The following is an 18,398-nucleotide window of genomic DNA, read 5'->3' on the forward strand; positions in this document are numbered from 1 at the left end:
CCGTCCGGGGCATCCGGGATGTGCCCGACGACACCGCCACCAGCCGATTCGGCGACACCTGACAAGGTGCGTCTCACCCTTCGTGATCAGCGGTGGGCGACCGGACGGCCGGATGGGCCGATCCTTCCCGCATGTCCGCTCGACTCGTCGCTGCCGGCACCGCCGCCGGCCAGCAGCCGTGGTCCCGGCCGGCTCCCGTCCAGGAGCAGCCCTGGTGGCGCTCGGCCGTCGTCTACCAGGTCTACCTGCGCTCGTTCGCCGACGGCAACGGCGACGGCATCGGAGACGTGGCCGGCCTGCGCGCCCGCCTGCCCTACCTCTCGTGGCTGGGCGTCGACGCGCTGTGGATCAACCCGCACTACCCCTCGGGTGGCGCGGACGGCGGCTACGACGTCGTGGACTACCGGGCGGTCGACCCCGAGTACGGCGACGTGTCCGACGTCGAGGCCCTGGTGGCGGACGCGCGGAAGCTCGGCCTGCGGGTCGTGCTCGACGTCGTGCCCAACCACACCTCCGACCAGCACCCCTGGTTCCAGGCGGCGCTGGCCGACCCGGACTGCCCCGAGGCGTCGCGCTACCACTTCCGGCCGCCGTCGGAGGAGCCGCCGAACAACTGGCGCTCCCTGTTCGGCGGGCCGGCCTGGTCACGCACCCCGGACGGCCGCTGGTACCTGCACCTGTTCGCGCCCGAGCAGCCCGACCTCAACTGGCGCGACCCGGTCGTGGCCGACGACTTCGAGCGGACCCTGCGCTTCTGGCTCGACCGCGGCGTGAGCGGCTTCCGCGTCGACGTCGCCTACGGCCTCCACAAGGACGCCGGGCTGCGCGACAACCCCGGCACCTACTCCCCCACCCTGTTCGGGCACGGCCCCGAGCAGGCCATGACCTGGAACCAGCCCGAGGTCCACGACGTGTGGCGCCGCTGGCGCGCGGTCTGCGACGAGTACCCGGACACCATGCTGGTCGGCGAGGTGTGCCTGGCCGACCTCGACGAGGTCGCCCTGTACTCCCGGCCCGACGAGCTGCACCAGTCGCTGTCGTTCCGGCTGCTCAAGTCCCGGTGGGAGACCACCGCCTTCACCGAGGCGATCGGCAGCGCCCTGGACGCCTTCGGCAAGGTCGGCGCCCCGGTGTCGTGGGTGCTCGGCAACCACGACAAGGACCGGATGGTCACCCGCTTCGGCGGCGGCGAGACCGGCCTGGCGCGCGCCCGCGCCGCGGCCCTGCTGCTGCTGTCGCTGCCCGGCTCGGCCTACGTCTACGCCGGCGACGAGCTGGGCCTGCCCCAGGCGCACGTCCCCGACGAGGCCAAGCAGGACCCGATCTTCCACCGCAGCAACGGCGAGCGCGCCGGCCGCGACGGCTGCCGCGTCCCCATGCCGTGGAACGCCACCCCCGGCATCGGCTTCTCCCCCGCCCGCGCGGCGAGGCCGTGGCTGCCGGTGCCGGCCGAGTGGCGGCAGTACGCCGTCTCCCGGCAGACCCGCGACTCCTCCTCGATGCTGCACCTCTACCGCGAGGCGCTCGCGGTCCGCGCCGAGCAGCCGGCGCTGGGCACCGGCGAGGCCACGGTCAGCAGCCGCGGCGACGTGCTCACCGTCCGGTGCACCGGTGAGGGGCGCACGGTCCGCTGCGTGGTCAACATGGGCAGCGAGCCGGTGCTGGTGCGCTCCCGCGGGCGGGTGCTGCTGGAGTCCGGCCCGGGCGTGCACACCTCGGCCCGCTCGGTGGCGCTCCCGCCGGACACGGCCGTCTGGATCGCCGAGGACTGAGCCGAGGACTGAGCCGAGGACCGGCCCGCAGACTGGCGGCGTGACCCCCACGCGCTGCCCCTGCGGATCCGGCCTGCCCTACGCGGACGACTGCGGCCGCCTCCACGACGGGAGCGCGGCCGCGGCCACCGCCGAGCAGCTCATGCGCTCGCGCTACAGCGCCTTCGCCGTCGGCGATCCCGCCTACCTGCTCGCCACCTGGGACCCGGCCACCCGGCCGCGCACGCTCGAACTCGACCCGGGCGTGCGCTGGACCGGCCTGGAGGTGCTCGCCACCACCGGCGGCGGGCTGTTCGACGCCGAGGGCACGGTCACCTTCCGCGCGCACGCGCGCGCCGGTGGGCAGGACACCGTGCAGGCCGAGCACAGCCGCTTCCGCCGGCGGGACGGCCGCTGGGTGTACGTCGACGGCGACCCGGCCTGAGCGGCCCGGGCCCGAGCGCCCCGGCCGGGCGGCCCGGCCGGGGCGGTCACCGCCAGCGGTACTCCAGCTCCGGCCGCCCGGCACCGCCGTAGCGGGGCACCCGGTCGACCAGGCCCGTCTCGGCCAGGTACTCGAGATAGCGGCGGGCGGTGATCCGCGAGGCGCCGATGAGCTCCGCCGTCTCCGCCGCCGACACCCCGGGCGCCCGGCGCACCGCGGCCACCACCGCGTCGAGGGTCTCCCGGCCCATCCCCTTGGGCAGCGGCGCCGACCGCGACGGGCGCACGGCGCCCAGCACCCGGTCGATCTCCGCCTGCCCGGCCGCCTCCCCGCCGGCCCGCAGCTGCGCGCGGTAGGCGGCGTAGGCCTCCAGCCGGTCGCGCAGCGCCGGGTAGGTGAACGGCTTGAGCAGGTACCCGACGACGCCGTGCACCGCCGCCGCCCGCACGGTGGCGAGCTCCCGGGCGGAGGTGACGGCGAGGACGTCGACGTCGGCGCCGGCCGCCCGGATCCGCCGGCACAGCTCCAGGCCCGAGGCGTCGGGCAGGTGCAGGTCGAGCAGCACCAAGTCGACGGCGGTGCGCGACAGGGCGTCGAGCGCGGCGGCGCCGGTGCCCGCGACCGCCACGGCGGTGAACCCCGCGGTGCGCTCGACGTAGGCGCGGTGGGCCTCGGCCGCGACCGGCTCGTCCTCGACCACGAGCACCCGCACCGGCGCCGGCCCGCCCACGGTGCCGGTCGCGCTGCCCGTCACAGGGCCACCTCGGCGGGCACGGCCAGCGGCAGCGAGACGGTGAACTCCGCGCCCGGGCCGGGCCGCACGGTCACCGTGCCGCCGTGCCGGTGCACCGCCTGCCGCACCAGCGCCAGGCCCAGCCCGCGGCCGAGCCCGTCGGGCGCGCCGGCGTCGTCCTTGGTCGAGTAGCCGCGCCGGAAGGCCTCGGCCGCCTCCTCCGCGCTCAGCCCCGGGCCGCTGTCCTCGACCCGGATCTCCAGGCAGTCGCCGTCGACGGCCAGCCCCACGGCCACCTCCCGCGGCGGCTCCCCCGACAGCGCGGCGTCGATGGCGTTGTCCAGCAGGTTGCCCACGATCGTCACCAGGTCGCCGGCGGGCAGCCCGGTGACGCCGACCGCGGTGCCGGGGTCGACCTCGAGCGCCACGCCGCGCTCGGCGGCGGTGGCCGCCTTGCCCAGCAGCAGCGCGGCGAGCACCGGCTCCTCGACGGCGCCGACGACCCGGTCGGTGAGCTCCTGGGCCGAGGCCAGCGAGGCGGTCGCGAACTCGACCGCCTCGGCGCTGCGCCCGAGCTCCACCAGCGACACGGTGGTGTGCAGCCGGTTGGCCGCCTCGTGCGCCTGCGCCCGGAGCGACTCGGCGAAGGCCCGCACGCTGTCGCGCTCGCCGGCCAGCGCCTGCAGCTCGGTGTGGTCGCGCAGGGTCACCACCGAGCCGTCGCCGAGGCCGGGCGTGCGGGTGGGCATCCGGCTGACGAGCAGCACGCGCTCGTCGGTCAGGTGCACCTCGTCGACGCCGCGGCGCGGGTCGGCCAGCGCGGCGGCCAGCTCGCCGGGCAGCCCCAGGTCGGCCACCGGGCGGCCGGCCGGGTCGCCGGCCAGGCCGAGCAGGCGGCGCGCCTCGTCGTTGGCCAGCTCGACCCGGCCCCGCCCGTCGACGAGCAGCAGCCCCTCCCGCACGGCGTGCAGCACCGCCTCGTGGTGCTCGAGCATCCGGGCGAGCGTGGCGGCGTCCAGGCCGCCGGTCTGGCGCCGCAGCCGGCGGGCCACCGCGGCGCTGCCCAGGCCGCCGACGGCGAGGGTCACCGCGGCGGTGCCGAGGATGCCGGGGACGGCGTCGGCGAGGTCGGCGGCCACGACGTCGACGGTGAGCCCGGCCGACACCAGCGCCACGACGTCGCCGTCGGCGTCGAACACCGGGCCGGTGGCCCGGACCGACGGGCCGAGCGTGCCGGTGTAGGTCTCGGTGAACGTCGTGCCGGCCAGCGCCGGCCCGACCGTGCCGAGGAAGGGCCGGCCGATCTCCTGCGGGTCGGGGTGGGTGAACCGCGTGCGGTCCGGCGCCATGACGGTGACGAAGGACAGGCCGGTGTCGGCGCGCACCTGCTCCACGAACGGCTGCAGCACCGCCGTCGGGTCCCCGCCGGTGACGGCGTCGGCCACGAGCGGGGAGTCGGCGAGGCTCTCCACGACGGCCGTGGTGCGCTGCTCGGCCCCGCGCTGCAGCGCCGCGCGGGCGTCGCGCCAGGCGACGAACGCCGCGGCCGCCACCACGGTCAGCAGCACCAGCGCCTGCAGCGCCAGCAGCTGCCGGGCCAGGCTGCCGCCCGTGCGGCGGCGGGGCAGGAGGCGGGGCACGCCCGAGAGTGTCCCGCGCCCGCGGCTGCGACGTGGCTCACGTACGCAATGAACACATGGGTGACGGCGGTCACGGGGTCCGGCCCACTGGTACCCGACCGTCCCGACGTCTCCCCCAGGAGCAGACATGGCAGCTGGCACCGCGGCCGGCGACACCCCGGCGCGCACCAGGCGCGACCGCACCCACTGGCTCTACATCGCCGTCATCGCCGCCGTCGCCCTCGGCATCGCCGTCGGCCTGGTGTTCCCCGAGTTCGCCGTCGGCCTGAAGTGGATCGGGACGGCGTTCGTCGCGCTGATCAAGATGCTGATCGCGCCGGTCATCTTCTGCACGATCGTCCTGGGCATCGGGTCGATCCGGCAGGCGGCGAAGGTGGGCCGGGTCGGCGGGCTGGCGCTCGGCTACTTCCTGCTCATGTCCACGGTGGCGCTGGCCATCGGCCTCGTCGTCGGCAACGTGCTGCACCCGGGCGACGGGCTGGCGCTGTCCGACGAGCTGCGCGGCCGGGGCTCCGAGCTCGCCGAGACCGCCGAGGAGAGCGGCGGCACCACCGACTTCCTGCTCGGCCTGGTCCCCACGACGCTGCTGTCGTCGCTGACCGACGGCTCGGTGCTGCAGGCGCTGCTCGTGGCGCTGCTCGTCGGGTTCGCCATCCAGGCGATGGGCCGCGCCGGCGAGCCGCTCCTGCGGGGCATCGGGCACCTGCAGAAGCTGGTCTTCCGCGTCCTGGCGATGATCATGTGGGTGGCGCCGATCGGTGCGTTCGGCGCGATCGCGGCCGTCGTCGGCGAGACCGGCGTCGACGCGCTGAAGAGCCTCGCGGTGATCATGCTCGGCTTCTACGCCACCTGCGCCGTCTTCGTCTTCGTCGTCCTCGGGCTGCTCCTGCGGCTGGCGGCGAAGGTGAACATCTTCTCGCTGCTCAGGTACCTGGGCCGGGAGTTCCTGCTCATCGTCTCGACGTCGTCGTCGGAGACGGCGCTGCCGCGGCTGATCGCCAAGATGGAGCACGCCGGCGTGAGCAAGCCGGTCGCCGGGATCGTCGTGCCGACCGGCTACTCGTTCAACCTCGACGGCACCGCCATCTACCTGACGATGGCCTCGCTGTTCATCGCCGAGGCGCTGGGCGACCCGCTGTCGGTCGGCGAGCAGGTCGGCCTGCTGGCCTTCATGATCATCGCCTCGAAGGGCGCGGCCGGGGTCACCGGTGCGGGCCTGGCCACCCTCGCCGGCGGCCTGTCGGCGCACCGCCCCGACCTGCTCGACGGCGTCGGGCTCATCGTCGGCATCGACCGGTTCATGTCCGAGGCCCGCGCGGTCACCAACTTCGCCGGCAACGCCGTCGCCACCGTCCTGGTGGCCGGCTGGACCCGCGAGCTGGACCGCGAGCAGCTCTCGGCGGCGCTGTCCGGTCAGGTGCCCTTCGACGAGGCGACGATGCTCGACGACGACCACGGCGACCTGCCCGCCGACGCCACGAACGCCGGCCCCGGCCGGCGCGACGCGCAGGCCGAGCTGCGGCAGGAGGCGCTCTCCTCGACCCGCTGAGCGGGCCCTCCCGGTCACACCCCCGACCGCATCCCCGACCACACCCCCGACCCCGGCCGCGCGCCGGAGCCGGGGGTGTGGTCGTCTGCGGCGGTGGCAGCCCCCCTCGACGTGGTCGTCGCCGGCGCCGGGCCGGCCGGGCTGTCGGCGGCGGCCGCGTGCGCCGCGGCGGGGCTGTCGACGGCGCTGGTCGCCCCCGCGGTGCGGCCCTGGCCGGCCACCTACTGCCTGTGGGCCGACGAGCTCGACGCCGCGGCCGGACCGCTCGGCCTCGATCCGGCCGCGGCGCGGACGACCATGGCCGCCCGGTACTCCCCCACCGTCGTCCGGACGGCGTCCGGCGGCGAACGGGAGCTGACCCGCGGCTACGCCCGGCTGCGCAACGACGCCGTGCACGCCGCCCTGCTCGACCGGTTCACCGCCGCCGGCGGGCGGCTGGTGACCGGCCGGGTCCGCGGCCTGCTCGACGACGACGGCGGCGAGGTCGCCGTCCTCGCCGACGGCACCCGGCTGGCCGCCCGCACCGTGCTCGACGCGCGGGGCGGCGGGCCCGCGACCGCGCAGCAGCGGGCGTGGGGCGAGGTGGTCGCCGGGCCCGTGCCGGACCTGGTGCCGCCCGACGGCGCCCTGTTCATGGACTGGACGGCGCTGGCCGCCCCCGGTGCTCCCCCGGCGTTCCTCTACGGCCTGCCCCTCGACGACGGCACCGTGCTGCTCGAGGCCACCTCCCTGGCCGCCCGGCCGCCGCTGCCGCTGGCGGACCTGCGCGAGCGGCTCGCCGCCCTGCTGGCGGCGCACGGGCTGCGGCCGGCCGGCGGGGCCGAGCGGGTGGCCATCCCGCTCGACGCCGCCCCGCGCCCGACCGGCCCCGGCACCCCGCTGGGCGCCGCCGCCGGGCTGGTGCACCCGGCCACCGGCTACAGCGTGGCGGCGTCGCTGCGCCTGGGCCCGCGGGTGGCCGCGGCGCTGGCCGCGGGCCGCGACCCGCGCCCGGTGGTGCGCGCCGCGCGCCCGCGGGCCACCGCGGCGCTGCTGGGCCTCGGCCTGGAGGTGCTGCTGCCCATGGACGCCACGGCCACCGACGCGTTCTTCGGCGCCTTCTTCACGCTCCCCGAGCAGGCGTGGGCGCCCTACCTGGACGCCGGATCGCCGCCGTCCGCCGTCGCCGGGACGATGGCCCGGGTGTTCGGGGCGCTGTCGCCGGCGCAGCGGGCCCGGCTGCTGCGCGGCGTCGCGGGCGGGACCGCGGCCCGGCTGGTGGCGGGGCTCAGGCGGGCGCGGGCGGCGGCGTCGGGTCGATGACCGCGGCGTGCTCCGGGAGCACCCCGGTGCGCCGCCGCTGACGCAGCAGGTACCAGCCCAGGCCCACCGCGACGATCGCGCCGATGAACACCGGCGCGGCCCACTGCAGGTACCAGTGCTGCTCGCCGGTGGCGTTGTAGACCTCCCGCCGCGGCCAGGCGAGGTTGACCGCCATCCCGGCGCCCCACAGCACCGCCAGCACGTTCACCGGCAGGCCCCAGCGGCCCAGCGAGAAGCGCCCCGGCGCCGGGCGCCACCGGCCGCGCAGGCGGGCGACCAGCATCGGGCCGGTCACCAGCAGGTACGCCAGGTAGATCATCACCACGGCGATGCTGGTGAGGGCGGTGAAGACCTGCGGCTGGCGGACGTTGAGCAGCAGCACGCCGATGGCCAGCACCCCGACGACGACGGCGGGGACGACCGGCGTGCGCCGCCGCGGGTCGACGTGCGCCAGGCGGGCCGACGCCGGCAGCGCGTTGTCCCGCGCCATCGCGAAGGTCATCCGGATCGCCGCGGTGTGCACGGCGAGGCAGCACACGGTGACCGCGACGACGATGCAGACGAGGAACGCCTTGCCCAGCCCCGTGCCGGCCACCGAGAGCAGCACGTACTGCAGCCCGCCCCCGCTGCTGGCCAGTTGCGGGTCGGCGAGGCTCGGGGCGGCCATCAGGCCGAACAGCAGGATCAGCCCGCCGAGCACGAAGGAGGCGGTGATCGCCCGCAGGATCGCCCGCGGCGCGGTGCGGCCCGGGTCGATGGTCTCCTCGCCGAGCGAGCTGGCGGTGTCGAAGCCGTACATGACGTAGCCCGACGCGAGCGCGGCCACGAGGAAGGCGCCGAGGTAGCCCAGCGACTGTCCCTCGCCGCGGCCGGCGGTGTCGAACAGGACGTCCTGCGGGCCGCGGGTGATCGCCAGCGCCAGCACGACGACGATGAGCACGGCGGCCACGAGCTCGATGAACACCCCGGTGCTGTTGATCCGCGCCATCAGCCGCACGCCGAAGGCGTTGATGAGCGTGGTGACGGTGATGAGCAGCCCGCCGAGCAGCACCGCGTTGACGGCGACGTCGTAGGTGCCGGTGCCGTCACCGACCACCTGGAAGCCGGACCACAGCTGCGGCAGCGTGATCTGGTACGCCAGCGCGGTCGCGGCGAGGGTGACCACCGAGGCGGTGAGCATCACCCAGCCGGCCAGCCACGACGTCGTCGCGCTGCCGAGGCGCTTGGTCCAGTTGTAGAGCGAGCCGGCCACCGGGTAGCGGGCGGCCAGCTCGGCGAAGCACAGCGCGACCATCAGCTGGCCGGCGAAGACCATCGGCCAGGACCACACGTAGGCCGGGCCCCCGGCGCCGAAGCCGAAGTAGAAGAGCTGGAACGTGCCGGTGAGGATCGAGATGTAGCTGACGCCGGCGGCGAAGCTGGAGAACCGGCCGATGCTGCGGTCCAGGTGCTGCCGGTAGCCGAACTCCGCGAGCTGGGGGTCGCCGTCGTCCGAGGGGCGCACGGTGGGGGCCTTCCGGGGAGGGGGTGCGGGCGCTCCACTGTGGCGGACGGCGCGGTCCCCGGCGACCCGGGGACCGCGCCGCGCTCGTCAGCCGGCCGAGGGGGCGAACTGGGCCCGGGCCGCCGCCTCGCCGCCGGCGACCTCCTCGGGCGTGGCGGTGCCCGACGCCGTCACGGTGGCCACCCAGGCGTCGATCGAGGCGGCGTTGGCCGCGCGCACCCCCTCGCTGCCCTCCCACGCCACCGGGTCGCCGACGTCCTCGCCGTCGACGTGCAGCGCGAGGCCCAGCAGCGCGACGTCCCAGCCGGGGCCGACGAACAGCGCGCCGGCGCCGCTGCCGGCGAACGCGGCGGGCACGGTGTGCTCCAGCTCCAGCGCGGTGCCCTGCCCCGCCGCGGCGAGCCGGACCGTGACCACGCTGACCGGCCCGCCCCAGGTGAGCACGAGCGTGGAGGGCGGGGTGCACTCGCGGATCTCGCCGTCGGCGTTGCCCTCGACGGCGAAGCTGCCGCCCTGCCGGAGGTCGCCGCTGACCGGGGCGAACCAGCGGGCCAGCCGCGCGGGGTCGGTGACGGCGTCCCACACGTCGGCGACGTCGGCCGGGTACTCGCGGCGCAGGCGGACGGCGATCAGCTCGTCGTCCCCGGCGCCCTCCCGGGCGACGGCGCGGGCGGTCTCGGCGATCTCGGTCAGCAGGTCTCTCACGGTTCCTCCTCGGGCGGGGTGTCCTGGGGTGGGGTGTCCTGGGGTGGGGCGTCCCGGGGTGGGGCGTCCCGGGGCGCGGCGCGGCGCTCGCGCTTCCCCCGGGCGAGCTCGGTGGCGAGTGCGTCGAGGTGCCGGTCCCAGGTACGGCGGAACCGCTCGAGCCACCGGTCGACGTCCTGCAGCGGCGCGGGCTCGACGGCGTAGAGCCGCCGCGCGCCCTCGGCCCGGACCCGGGCGAAGCCGTTCTCCCGCAGCACCCGCAGGTGCTGGGAGACACCGGGCTGGGAGATGCCGAACTCGCGGCGGACGACGGCGGTGACCTCCCCGGCCGACAGCTCGCCGTCGGCCAGGAGCTCGAGGATCCGCCGCCGGACCGGGTCGCCCAGGACGTCGAACGCGTGCACCTCCACACTGTTTCACTGCCGACTGATATCAGTCAATGCTTATGTGCATCCGGGCAGGCCGGGACGCCGCTACCCTCCCGGCCGGTGAGCGCCCCGTCCCCCGGCCCCCTGGCCGCGCTGCTGCGCCGGCTCCGCGAGCGGGCGGCGCTCAGCCAGGAGGAGCTCGCCGCGCGGGCCGGCCTGACGGGCAAGGCGATCGGCGCGCTGGAGCGCGGCGAGCGGCGCCGCCCCCACCCGCACACGCTGCGGGCACTGGGCGACGCGCTCGGCCTCGACGACGCCGAGCGCGCCGAGCTGGCCGCGGCCGCCCGCCCGGACGCCGCGGACCCCGCGCCGCCGCCCGGCCTGCCGGTGCCCGCCGCGCCGCTGGTGGGGCGCGACGCCGAGCTGCCGGAGGTCACGGCGCTGCTGCGGTCGGGGACCACCCGGCTGCTCACGCTCACCGGCCCGGGCGGCGTCGGGAAGACGACGCTGGCCCTGGCGGCGGCCCGGGTGCTGGCCCCCGGGTTCCCCGGCGGCGTCGCGGTGGTGGAGCTCGCGCCGGTGCGGGAGGCGCGGTCGGTGCTGCCCGAGCTCGCCCGCGTGCTCGGCGGCCGGCAGCCGGCCGGTCCGGCGGCCGACGCGGTCGCCGCGCGCCTGGGCGACCGGCGCTGCCTCGTGGTCCTGGACAACGTCGAGCACGTGCTGGACGCCGCGCCCGAGGTCGCCGCGCTGCTGGCCCGCTGCCCCGGCCTGACCGTGCTCGCCACCAGCCGGGCCGCGCTGCGCGTGCGGGCCGAGCGCGAGTACCCGCTCGGCCCCCTGCCGGTCCCCGCCCGCGCGGACGCCGGCACCGTCGCCGCCTCCCCCGCCGCCCGGCTGTTCCTCGACCGGGCGGCCGCCGCGGGCCGGCCGCTGTCCCTGGACGACGGGACCGCGGCCGACGTCGCCGCGATCTGCCGGCGCCTCGACGGCCTGCCGCTGGCGCTGGAGCTCGCCGCCGCGCACGCCCGCTACCTGCCGCCGTCGGCGCTGCTCGGCCGGCTCGACGACGCCCTCGGCCGCAGCCGCTCGCGCGACCTGCCGGAGCGGCAGCGGACGATGGCCGCCGCGCTCGACTGGAGCCACGACCTGCTCACCGCCGGCGAGCAGGCGCTGCTGCGCCGGCTGTCGGTCCTCGCCGGCGGCTTCGACCTCGACCTGGCACGGGCGGTGTCGGGCGGGGAGGACGCCGTCGTCGCGCTCGAGGGGCTGGTCGAGCAGTCGCTGGTCGTCGCCGAGGGAGGGCCGCACGCGCGCTACCGCCTGCTGGAGCCGGTGCGCCAGTACGCCGCAGCGCGGCTGGCCGCGTCCGGGGAGGCGGACGCCGTCGCCGACCGCGCCGTCGCGGCGGTGCTCGCCCTGGCCGAGGGGGCGCGCACCGGGCTGCCCGGCGCGGAGCAGGGCGCGTGGCTCGACCGGCTGGAGCGCGAGCACGGCACCCTCGGCGTCGCCCTCGGCCGGCTGACCGCGTCGGGCCGCGCCGCCGACGTCGCCGCGCTCATGGAGGCGACCTGGCTCTACTGGGCGGTGCGCGGCAACGCCGCCGAGGGCCTGCGGTGGCTCGGCCGGGTGTCCCCCGACGGGCTCGCCCCCGACGACGGAGCCAGGCTGCTGCTGGCGACGGCGGCGCTCCGGTACGCCGCAGGCGACGTCCCCGGCACGCGGGAGGCGGCCGCCGCGGCGGCCCGGACCGCGGACGCTCCCGACCTGCGCTCGCTCGCGCTGGTGCTCACCGGCTCGGCCGCCGTCTTCACCGGCGACCTCGACGCCGCCGCGGCCGAGCTCGACGAGGCGCTCCGGCTGGCGGAGGCGAGCGGGCAGGCGTGGGCACGGGCGCACGCGGTGACCGCCCGCGGGCAGCTGCTGCTGCGCGCCGGGGAACTCGGCGGGGGCACGGCCGAGCTCGCCCGGGCGGAGGGGCTCGCCCGGGAGCTGGGCAGCCCGTTCACGCTGGCCACGGTGCTCAACGTGCAGGCCTCCCTCGCCTGGCTGGCCGGCGACGGCGACGCGGCGCTGGCTCGGTGGACGGAGGCCGCGGTGCTCGCCGCCGAGGTGCGCACCACTTGGACGCTCGCCTACACGCTGCCCGGGCTGGCCGCCGTCGCCGCCGCCCGCGGGCGCCCGGAGCTGGCGGCCCGGCTGTTCGCGGCCGGATCGGCGACGGCGGAGGCGGCGGCGGTCGCGGTGGCGTTCCCGCCCGACGTCGAGCTCGCCGCGCAGGTGCTGCCGGAGGTGCGCGCGGCGCTGGGTGCGGAGGCGTTCGGGCGGGCCTGGGACGCCGGCCGGCTGCTGCGCCCGGAGGACGTCCCGGCCCTGGTCCGGGACCTCGGCCCGGGACCTCGGCCCGGAGCCCGGCCCGGAGTTCAGCGGGTCCCGCGCACCCGGCTGACGTAGCGGCGGTACCGGCCGGCTAACACGGTGCGCAGCAGGACCCGGACCGGCCACGGGACGACGTGCAGCATCATCTCCCGCTCCTCGGGGTCGCACTCCTCCAGCAGCGCGCCGAACAGCAGCGGCAGGTGTCGCGCCGCCATCTGGCCCTTGCCGTGCTCGCCGAGCTGCGACCACTCCTCCTGCGTCACGTGCCGCCGGGCGAGCGGGAGAATCTCGCGCTCCTCCTCCTCGAGGTGGACGAGCAGGACCTCGCGCAGCGCGTCGACCGTGCCGGCCACCTCCTCGGCGACGGCGGGGCGGGCCTCGGCCTCCCAGCGGTCCAGGGCCGGCCCGAGCGCCTCCGTCAGCCGCTCGACCTCGGCGTGCTGCTCCTCCATCCGCCCGATCAGCGCGGCGTCGGGCGGGCAGCGCTCGAGCAGCTTGGGCCAGAGCAGGTCGTCCTCGGCGGTGTGGTGCAGGTGCAGGCCCTGCAGGAACATCCGGGTGTGCGCGGCGAGCACGGCGGCGCGGGCGGTGTCGCCGGGCGCCACGGCCCGCACGAGCCCGGGGACGAGCCGCAGCTCGCGGCGGAAGGCGCGGTGGACCACGTACATGTCACGGACGTCGGCCATCGGGACGGCGGGGGCGGGAGCGGTGTGCGTCATGGCGTCGAGCCTGTCGGCGGCGGCCGGCACGACCCACCCACAGCGCCCCCACAGCGGACCCACGACCAACCCACGGCACCCCGGCGGGTCGACATGGCGACAGCTCGATCCGCCGACACCTCGATCCGCCGACACCTCGACCCGGCGACACCTCGACGTCCCGACTCGGCGACGTCCCGACACGGCGACCGGTCGACAGCGCGACACGGCGACACCTCGACGCACCCGCACCCGAGGACGGGCGGCGTGAGCCAGGACGCCCCCGAGGTCGCGCTGACCCGGGCCGAGCTGCGGGCGGTCGCGGGCTTCGCTGCGGCGTGCGCCCGTCCCGCCCTCGCCCGCTTCGAGCGGGACCGGCCGGACGACCCGCGCCCCCGCGCCGCGGTCGACGCCGCGCAGGCCTTCGCCGACGGGGCCGAGCGCACGACGGCGCTGCGCGACGCCGCCTGGGCCGCGCAGCGGGCGGCGACCGCCGCTCGGGAGGCCGGGCAGCCCGCCGCCGCCGAGGCCGCCCGGTCCGCGATGGCCGCGGCCGGCGCGGCCTTCCTGCACCCGATCGCCCGGGCCACCCAGGTCGCCCACGTCCTGGGCTCCGCCGCGCACGCCGCCCGCGCGGCCGAGCTCGACGGCAACGACCCCGCCGCCGTCCTCGACCGCGCCCGGCGCACCGCCGGGCCCGTCGTCGCGGGCGTGCTGCGCCGCTACCCGCCCGCCCCGGCCGGCGGCGGGCGGGTCGGCGCGCTCGTCCGGGAGCTGGACGGCTCCCTGCGGTAGGCGCCCCGCGGGGGGCTCAGTGCTCCGAGGCGTGGTGGTGGAACCGCCGCCACGGGTGGCGCCGCGCCGTCGGCGCCGCGGGCACCGGCGGGGGTTCAGCCGGCGCCGTGGCGGCGCTCGCCGTCGCCCCGGCAGGCGGCGCCTCCCGGCGCGGCGGGCGCACCCGGTCGGCCAGCCGCTCGCGGCTGAGCTGGTGCTGCAGCCCCATGGGGTCGCAGCGGTGCCCGCGGGCGGCGACGTCGTGCTGCGCCTCCCACTGGGCGATGAGCTTCTCCTCCGCCGTCATCTCCCGGCGCCGGCCGTCACCCGAGCCCGGCGTGCTGGACCTGGTCATGGCGCTCCTCCCTGCTGCCGCCCGGTCCCGGGCCGGGCGTCGTCCCGTGCGTCGTCCCCTGCGGGCGCACGACGGTCACCGGGCACGACGCCGCCCGCAGCACCGACGTCGCCACCGACCCGGGGAGCCGCCCGCGCGCGGCGCCGCGGCCACGGGCGCCGACCACGAGCAGCGCGGCCCCCTCCGCGGCGTCCAGCAGCGCGTCCACCGGCGCCCGGTGCACCGCGCGGCACTCCACCGGCACGCCCGCGGGCACCCCGGCCGCGGCGACGTCGTCGGCCAGCGCCTGCCGCACCGCCGCCTCGTAGTCGGCCACCGGCGGCACGTAGCCGCACTCCCAGGTGGCCGGCCGCGGCGCGGTGGTCAGGCTCCACGCCCGCACCACGAGCAGCGGCAGCCCGGCCCGCGCGGCGAGCGCGCCGGCCCAGGCCAGCGCCGTCCGGGCGCAGGCCGACCCGTCCACCCCGACGACGATCCCGGCGTCGAGCCCCGGCGTCGTGTCCACGGCAGCGCACCTCCCGGCGGGTCGGCGTCCGGCCCCCGTCCCAGTGCAGCCCTCCCCGACCGCGGGCGGCAGGGCCGGAGGTCCCTGCCGCACCGGTCAGACCTCCTCGGCCTCCAGCTGCCCCGTCGCCCGCTGCACCGAGCCGGCCACGACCACGACGACCACCAGCGCGGCCAGCGCGCCGATGACGGCGACGGCCGGCAGGTCCAGCAGCGCGTCGAGGCCGGCCACCACCGCCGCGGCCAGCGGCCACCACCACCCGCGGCGCACGTCGCCGGTCATCGCCGACGCCGTCACGCTCGCCGACGCCAGGTACAGCGCCACGCCTCCCGCGACGAGCAGCCGCGTGCCCGGCGGCACGGCGCCGGCCTCGACGACGGCCAGCTCGATCCCCGCGCCCACGGTCGCCAGCGCCAGCGTCAGCGGCAGGTGCCCGAAGACGTAGACGTCGAGGGCGTGCGTAGCGCGCGGCTCCCCGGACTCGTCGAGCAGGCGCTTGGCGCGCGCCCCGGCGAGGTCGAAGTAGCTCCACCACAGCGCCGCGGCGAGCACGAAGGCCAGCGCCGCCACGACGACCGAGTTCGCCGTCCACTTCGCGTCGTAGAGGCCGTGCGCCACGGCCGCCACCGGCTCGCCGAGCACGAGGATGACGAAGAGCGCGAACCGCTCCGGCAGGTGCTCGACGTGCACCGGCACCTCGGCCGAGGTCCGCGTCGCGAGCAGCGGTACCAGCGCCTCGACGAGCACCGCGGCGAGCCAGAACGCGTAGGCGGCCGGCCGCGGCACCGCCAGCGACACCGCCCAGAACGCCGCACCGGCGGCCGCGCCGGTCAGGTACAGCCGGGTGATCGGCCGGGCGTCGGGCACGTGCACGTGCGCGCGGCGGTACTGCAGCAGCAGCAGGCCGCGGAGCACGAGCTGGCAGACGACGAAGACGGTGGCGCGCTCGCCCGTGGCCTCCGACGCCGAGGCCGCCAGCCCCACGACGGCGGCCATGCTGGCCAGCTTGTAGACCCGGTAGACGACGTCGTCGTGGTCGAAGCGGTTGGCGTAGAGCGTGGAGCTCACCCACGACCACCACACCGCGCCGAAGAGCCCCGCGAAGACGAGGTAGCCGTGCACCGTGACGTCCTCGCGCAGCGCCTTGGCCAGCTCGGTCAGGACCAGGACGAAGGCCAGGTCGAAGAACAGCTCCAGCTTGGACGCCGAGCGGTTGTCGTCGGTGCGCAGCTCCGGCGGCCGGACGGCGTCGGAGCGGCCGGTGAGGCGGTCGACCAGGCGCCGGCCCGGGCCCTGCTCGGTCATGCGTTCCCCCTCGTGGACGTCGGCGCCGGGCGCTCAGGGCGCGGCGGGAGCGTCCGCGGCCGGCGTCGACCGGCTGAGCTTGCGCCAGATCCAGCTCGACGGCACCCGGTGGCCGGTGACCAGGTAGTCGGCCACACCGTCGATGAACAGCGTCGCCTCCACCTCGCGGTGCACCGCGGCGCGGCCGGCGAACAGCAGCTCGTCGCCGGGTTCGAGCTCCAGGTCGCCGTCCGGGGTCAGGAGGGCCTCGCCCCGGCGCAGCACCAGCAGCGGGACGGCGAGCAGCGTCCGGTCGCGGTCGGCGGGGTCGCGCAGCAGGTCGGCGAGGCGGAACCCGCCCCGGGACAGCCGGGGGTGGAGCGCGGGGGCGTCGTCCGGCGTGAGGCGCACCTTCCAGAGCGCCTCGAGGTGGGTGCCGCACGCGTCGAGCAGCCGGTCCACGACGCCGGCCGACCACTCGTCGCTCTGCCCGGGCAGCTCGCGCAGGAAGCGCCACAGCAGCGGGGTGCTCAGCCGGGCGTAGGCGTCGTGGGCGACCACCTCGGTGGGGACCAGCAGCGCGTCGACCTCCATCGCGGCGAACAGCGCGGCGTCGGCCGGCTGGTTCTGCCGGGCGGCGACGAACAGGCCGGGGTTGATCCGCCGGGCCTCGGCGATCAGCGACAGGTTGGTGGTGTCGTTGTCGGTGCCGGCGACCAGGCCGACGGCGCCGGCGAGGTCGGCGGACCGGATGACGTCGAGGTCCGCGGCGTCGCCGACGATCGTCGGCTCCTCCTCGGGCGAGGGGTCGACGGTGGTCACCTCCAGGCCCTCGGCGCGGAGGTCGGCGGCGAAGTGCCGGCCGAAGCGCCCGTAGCCGCAGACCACCCACCGGCCGGGCGCCGGCGCCGTGCCCCGGGGTGTGAGCTCCGCGCCCGGGCCGCTCTCCAGCCAGGTCATCAGCTGGTAGGACGCCGGGGTCCGCAGCGCCAGGCGCAGGTGGTCGCCGAAGCGGTCGAAGGGGTTGACGACGGTGGGCGACCCGAAGCCGGCCATCCGCTCGGCCACCATCGGCGACGTCGTCCGCGACACCACCGGCAGCTCCGGGCGCAGCAGCGCCGCCGCCATCGTCACCGCGAGGTTGGCCTCGTCGTCGCCGGTCAGCGCCAGCACGCCCTCGCACCACGGGTGCCCGAGGCCGGCGACGCCGAGGACGTGCGGGTCGCGGGCGTCGCCGACGATCCCCGGCACGTCCCCGCGGTAGGTGGCGATCTCGAGGGCGTCGATGCGGGTCTCGGAGATGTCGACGACGGTGAACCGGCGGCCCAGCGCGTCGAGGGAGGCGCCGAGGTTCTCCCCCGCCTGCCCGTAGCCGGCGACGAGCAGGAACGGCTCGCGCAGCCGGGTGACCTTGCGCGACACGTGCCGCAGCGCCAGCGCCTGGCGGAACGCCCGGTCCTGCACCAGCGCCAGCAGCGACCCGATCGCGTACGCCCACCCGACGACCGTCAGGTAGATCGTCGCCGTCGTCCACATGCGCTGGGCGTAGCTGAAGGCGAACGGGATCTCGCCGAAGCCGATCGTCGTCGCGGTGTAGCTCATGACGTAGAAGGCGTCGAAGAGGCTCAGGCGGGCCGGCTGCCCCTCGGCGTCGACGCCCGGGATCAGCGAGAGGCCCAGGACGCTGACGAAGAAGATGACGATCAGCGTGATCAGCGGCGCGCGCATCCGCCGCAGGACGGTGAAGACCGTCGCCGAGCCCTCCGCTCGCGGCACGACCGGACGGCGGCGCACGCGGCGGCCGCGGGTGGTCACCGGGGGCGGCGGCGCGGTCTCCACGGTCGGCGCCCGCTCAGTGGCGCTGGAAGGACACGGTCTCGATGACCAGCAGCACCACCGAGACCATGTTGGCCACCAGCGCCCCGCCCGACAGCGACACCATGCTCGCCGTGGCGGTGGCCGTCAGACCCTCGGCGGAGACGTGCACCGCCCACGCCCAGGTGATCGTGGCGGCGATGAGCTGCAGGTCCGCGACCAGGCTGGTGGCCAGGTGCACGGCGCCGATCTGCGTGCGGTCGCCGAACTTGAGCACCGTGGCGATGAGGCTGACCACCAGCGCCGCGAACAGCTCGTAGACGTTGTGCACCGCCGGGTCGTCGATGTCGCCGATGAAGAACCCGAAGTTGATGGTGGCGGCGAGCAGCACGAAGAAGCCGAAGACGACCTTCTCGAGGTTCATGCGACTCCCGCGGCGGTGGGTGCGACCGTCCGGACACTAGTGCCGCACCGGACCGCCCGCCGGGGGACGGCGGGCGCCGGGGGGGGGGGGGGGGGGGCGGCGGGGCGGGGGGGCGGGGGGCGCCGCGGGGGGGGGGGCGGGGGGGGGGGGCCCGCCCCCGGTGGTCGGCG

General features: G+C 77.2%; 17 protein-coding genes. 6 read left to right on the forward strand and 11 right to left on the reverse strand.

The genetic code is table 11. From position 1 onward, the window contains the following. Nucleotides 1–131 precede the first annotated feature (131 nt). Complete coding sequence (locus tag ACI78R_RS10440) at nt 132–1,772, forward strand: glycoside hydrolase family 13 protein (RefSeq protein ID WP_457040663.1); 1,641 nt, start codon at nt 132–134, stop codon at nt 1,770–1,772. A 40-nt stretch (nt 1,773–1,812) separates the two neighbouring features. Continuing rightward, nucleotides 1,813–2,196 carry a YchJ family protein gene (locus tag ACI78R_RS10445; protein WP_457040664.1) on the forward strand — a complete coding sequence of 128 codons (384 nt, stop codon included), beginning with the start codon at nt 1,813–1,815 and terminating at the stop codon, nt 2,194–2,196. A 46-nt stretch (nt 2,197–2,242) separates the two neighbouring features. On the opposite strand, the gene ACI78R_RS10450 is transcribed toward ACI78R_RS10445, so the two are convergent. Beyond that, nucleotides 2,243–2,950, reverse strand: coding sequence for a response regulator (locus ACI78R_RS10450; RefSeq protein WP_457040665.1), 708 nt, complete (start codon nt 2,948–2,950; stop codon nt 2,243–2,245). Continuing rightward, nucleotides 2,947–4,569 carry a sensor histidine kinase gene (locus tag ACI78R_RS10455; protein ID WP_457040666.1) on the reverse strand — a complete coding sequence of 541 codons (1,623 nt, stop codon included), beginning with the start codon at nt 4,567–4,569 and terminating at the stop codon, nt 2,947–2,949. The genes ACI78R_RS10450 and ACI78R_RS10455 overlap by 4 nt, the downstream gene beginning before the upstream one ends. A gap of 127 nt (nt 4,570–4,696) precedes the next feature. On the opposite strand from ACI78R_RS10455, the gene ACI78R_RS10460 reads away from it, so the two are divergent. Both ACI78R_RS10460 and ACI78R_RS10465 read left to right on the forward strand, forming a co-directional pair. Then, the gene (locus ACI78R_RS10460) at nt 4,697–6,118 is read left to right on the forward strand and encodes a cation:dicarboxylate symporter family transporter (protein WP_073420043.1); all 1,422 of its coding nucleotides are present in this window, start codon (nt 4,697–4,699) and stop codon (nt 6,116–6,118) included. Nucleotides 6,119–6,211: 93 nt separating this feature from the next. After that, entirely contained in the window at nt 6,212–7,420 is a 1,209-nt protein-coding gene (locus ACI78R_RS10465) for a lycopene cyclase family protein (RefSeq protein WP_457040667.1), read from the forward strand. Here ACI78R_RS10465 and ACI78R_RS10470 read toward each other — a convergent pair. The 3 genes from ACI78R_RS10470 to ACI78R_RS10480 form a co-directional block, all read right to left on the reverse strand. After that, nucleotides 7,386–8,924, reverse strand: a complete 1,539-nt coding sequence (locus ACI78R_RS10470) for an APC family permease (protein ID WP_073420045.1) — start codon at nt 8,922–8,924, stop codon at nt 7,386–7,388. The genes ACI78R_RS10465 and ACI78R_RS10470 overlap by 35 nt on opposite strands. Nucleotides 8,925–9,011: 87 nt before the next feature. Beyond that, complete coding sequence (locus tag ACI78R_RS10475) at nt 9,012–9,629, reverse strand: SRPBCC family protein (protein ID WP_073420046.1); 618 nt, start codon at nt 9,627–9,629, stop codon at nt 9,012–9,014. Continuing rightward, nucleotides 9,626–10,033: an ArsR/SmtB family transcription factor gene (locus ACI78R_RS10480; protein ID WP_457040668.1), complete on the reverse strand. Its 408-nt coding sequence runs from the start codon at nt 10,031–10,033 to the stop codon at nt 9,626–9,628. The genes ACI78R_RS10475 and ACI78R_RS10480 overlap by 4 nt, the downstream gene beginning before the upstream one ends. A gap of 84 nt (nt 10,034–10,117) precedes the next feature. Between ACI78R_RS10480 and ACI78R_RS10485 the strand changes: the two genes are divergently transcribed. Beyond that, on the forward strand, nt 10,118–12,448 hold the full coding sequence (locus tag ACI78R_RS10485; RefSeq protein WP_457040669.1) for an ATP-binding protein: 2,331 nt from the start codon (nt 10,118–10,120) through the stop codon (nt 12,446–12,448). Here the strand turns inward: ACI78R_RS10485 and ACI78R_RS10490 are convergent. After that, nucleotides 12,418–13,092: a hemerythrin domain-containing protein gene (locus ACI78R_RS10490; RefSeq protein WP_457040670.1), complete on the reverse strand. Its 675-nt coding sequence runs from the start codon at nt 13,090–13,092 to the stop codon at nt 12,418–12,420. The genes ACI78R_RS10485 and ACI78R_RS10490 overlap by 31 nt on opposite strands. A gap of 246 nt (nt 13,093–13,338) precedes the next feature. Here ACI78R_RS10490 and ACI78R_RS10495 point away from each other — a divergent pair, with 246 nt between their 5' ends. Continuing rightward, nucleotides 13,339–13,866, forward strand: coding sequence for a putative immunity protein (locus ACI78R_RS10495; protein WP_457040671.1), 528 nt, complete (start codon nt 13,339–13,341; stop codon nt 13,864–13,866). A gap of 16 nt (nt 13,867–13,882) precedes the next feature. On the opposite strand, the gene ACI78R_RS10500 is transcribed toward ACI78R_RS10495, so the two are convergent. The 5 genes from ACI78R_RS10500 to ACI78R_RS10520 form a co-directional block, all read right to left on the reverse strand. Continuing rightward, the gene (locus ACI78R_RS10500) at nt 13,883–14,200 is read right to left on the reverse strand and encodes a hypothetical protein (RefSeq protein WP_457040672.1); all 318 of its coding nucleotides are present in this window, start codon (nt 14,198–14,200) and stop codon (nt 13,883–13,885) included. Beyond that, complete coding sequence (locus ACI78R_RS10505) at nt 14,169–14,705, reverse strand: universal stress protein (RefSeq protein WP_457040673.1); 537 nt, start codon at nt 14,703–14,705, stop codon at nt 14,169–14,171. The genes ACI78R_RS10500 and ACI78R_RS10505 overlap by 32 nt, the downstream gene beginning before the upstream one ends. Before the next feature lie 96 nt (nt 14,706–14,801). Then, a complete protein-coding gene (locus ACI78R_RS10510) occupies nt 14,802–16,010 on the reverse strand; it encodes a low temperature requirement protein A (protein ID WP_457040674.1) in 1,209 nt (402 codons plus the stop codon). A 33-nt stretch (nt 16,011–16,043) separates the two neighbouring features. Beyond that, a complete protein-coding gene (locus ACI78R_RS10515; RefSeq protein WP_457040675.1) occupies nt 16,044–17,828 on the reverse strand; it encodes a potassium channel family protein in 1,785 nt (594 codons plus the stop codon). A 13-nt stretch (nt 17,829–17,841) separates the two neighbouring features. Continuing rightward, nucleotides 17,842–18,228, reverse strand: coding sequence for a DUF6394 family protein (locus ACI78R_RS10520; RefSeq protein ID WP_073420053.1), 387 nt, complete (start codon nt 18,226–18,228; stop codon nt 17,842–17,844). Nucleotides 18,229–18,398 lie beyond the last annotated feature (170 nt).

The sequence above is a fragment of the Geodermatophilus sp. SYSU D01106 genome, from assembly GCF_054049995.1.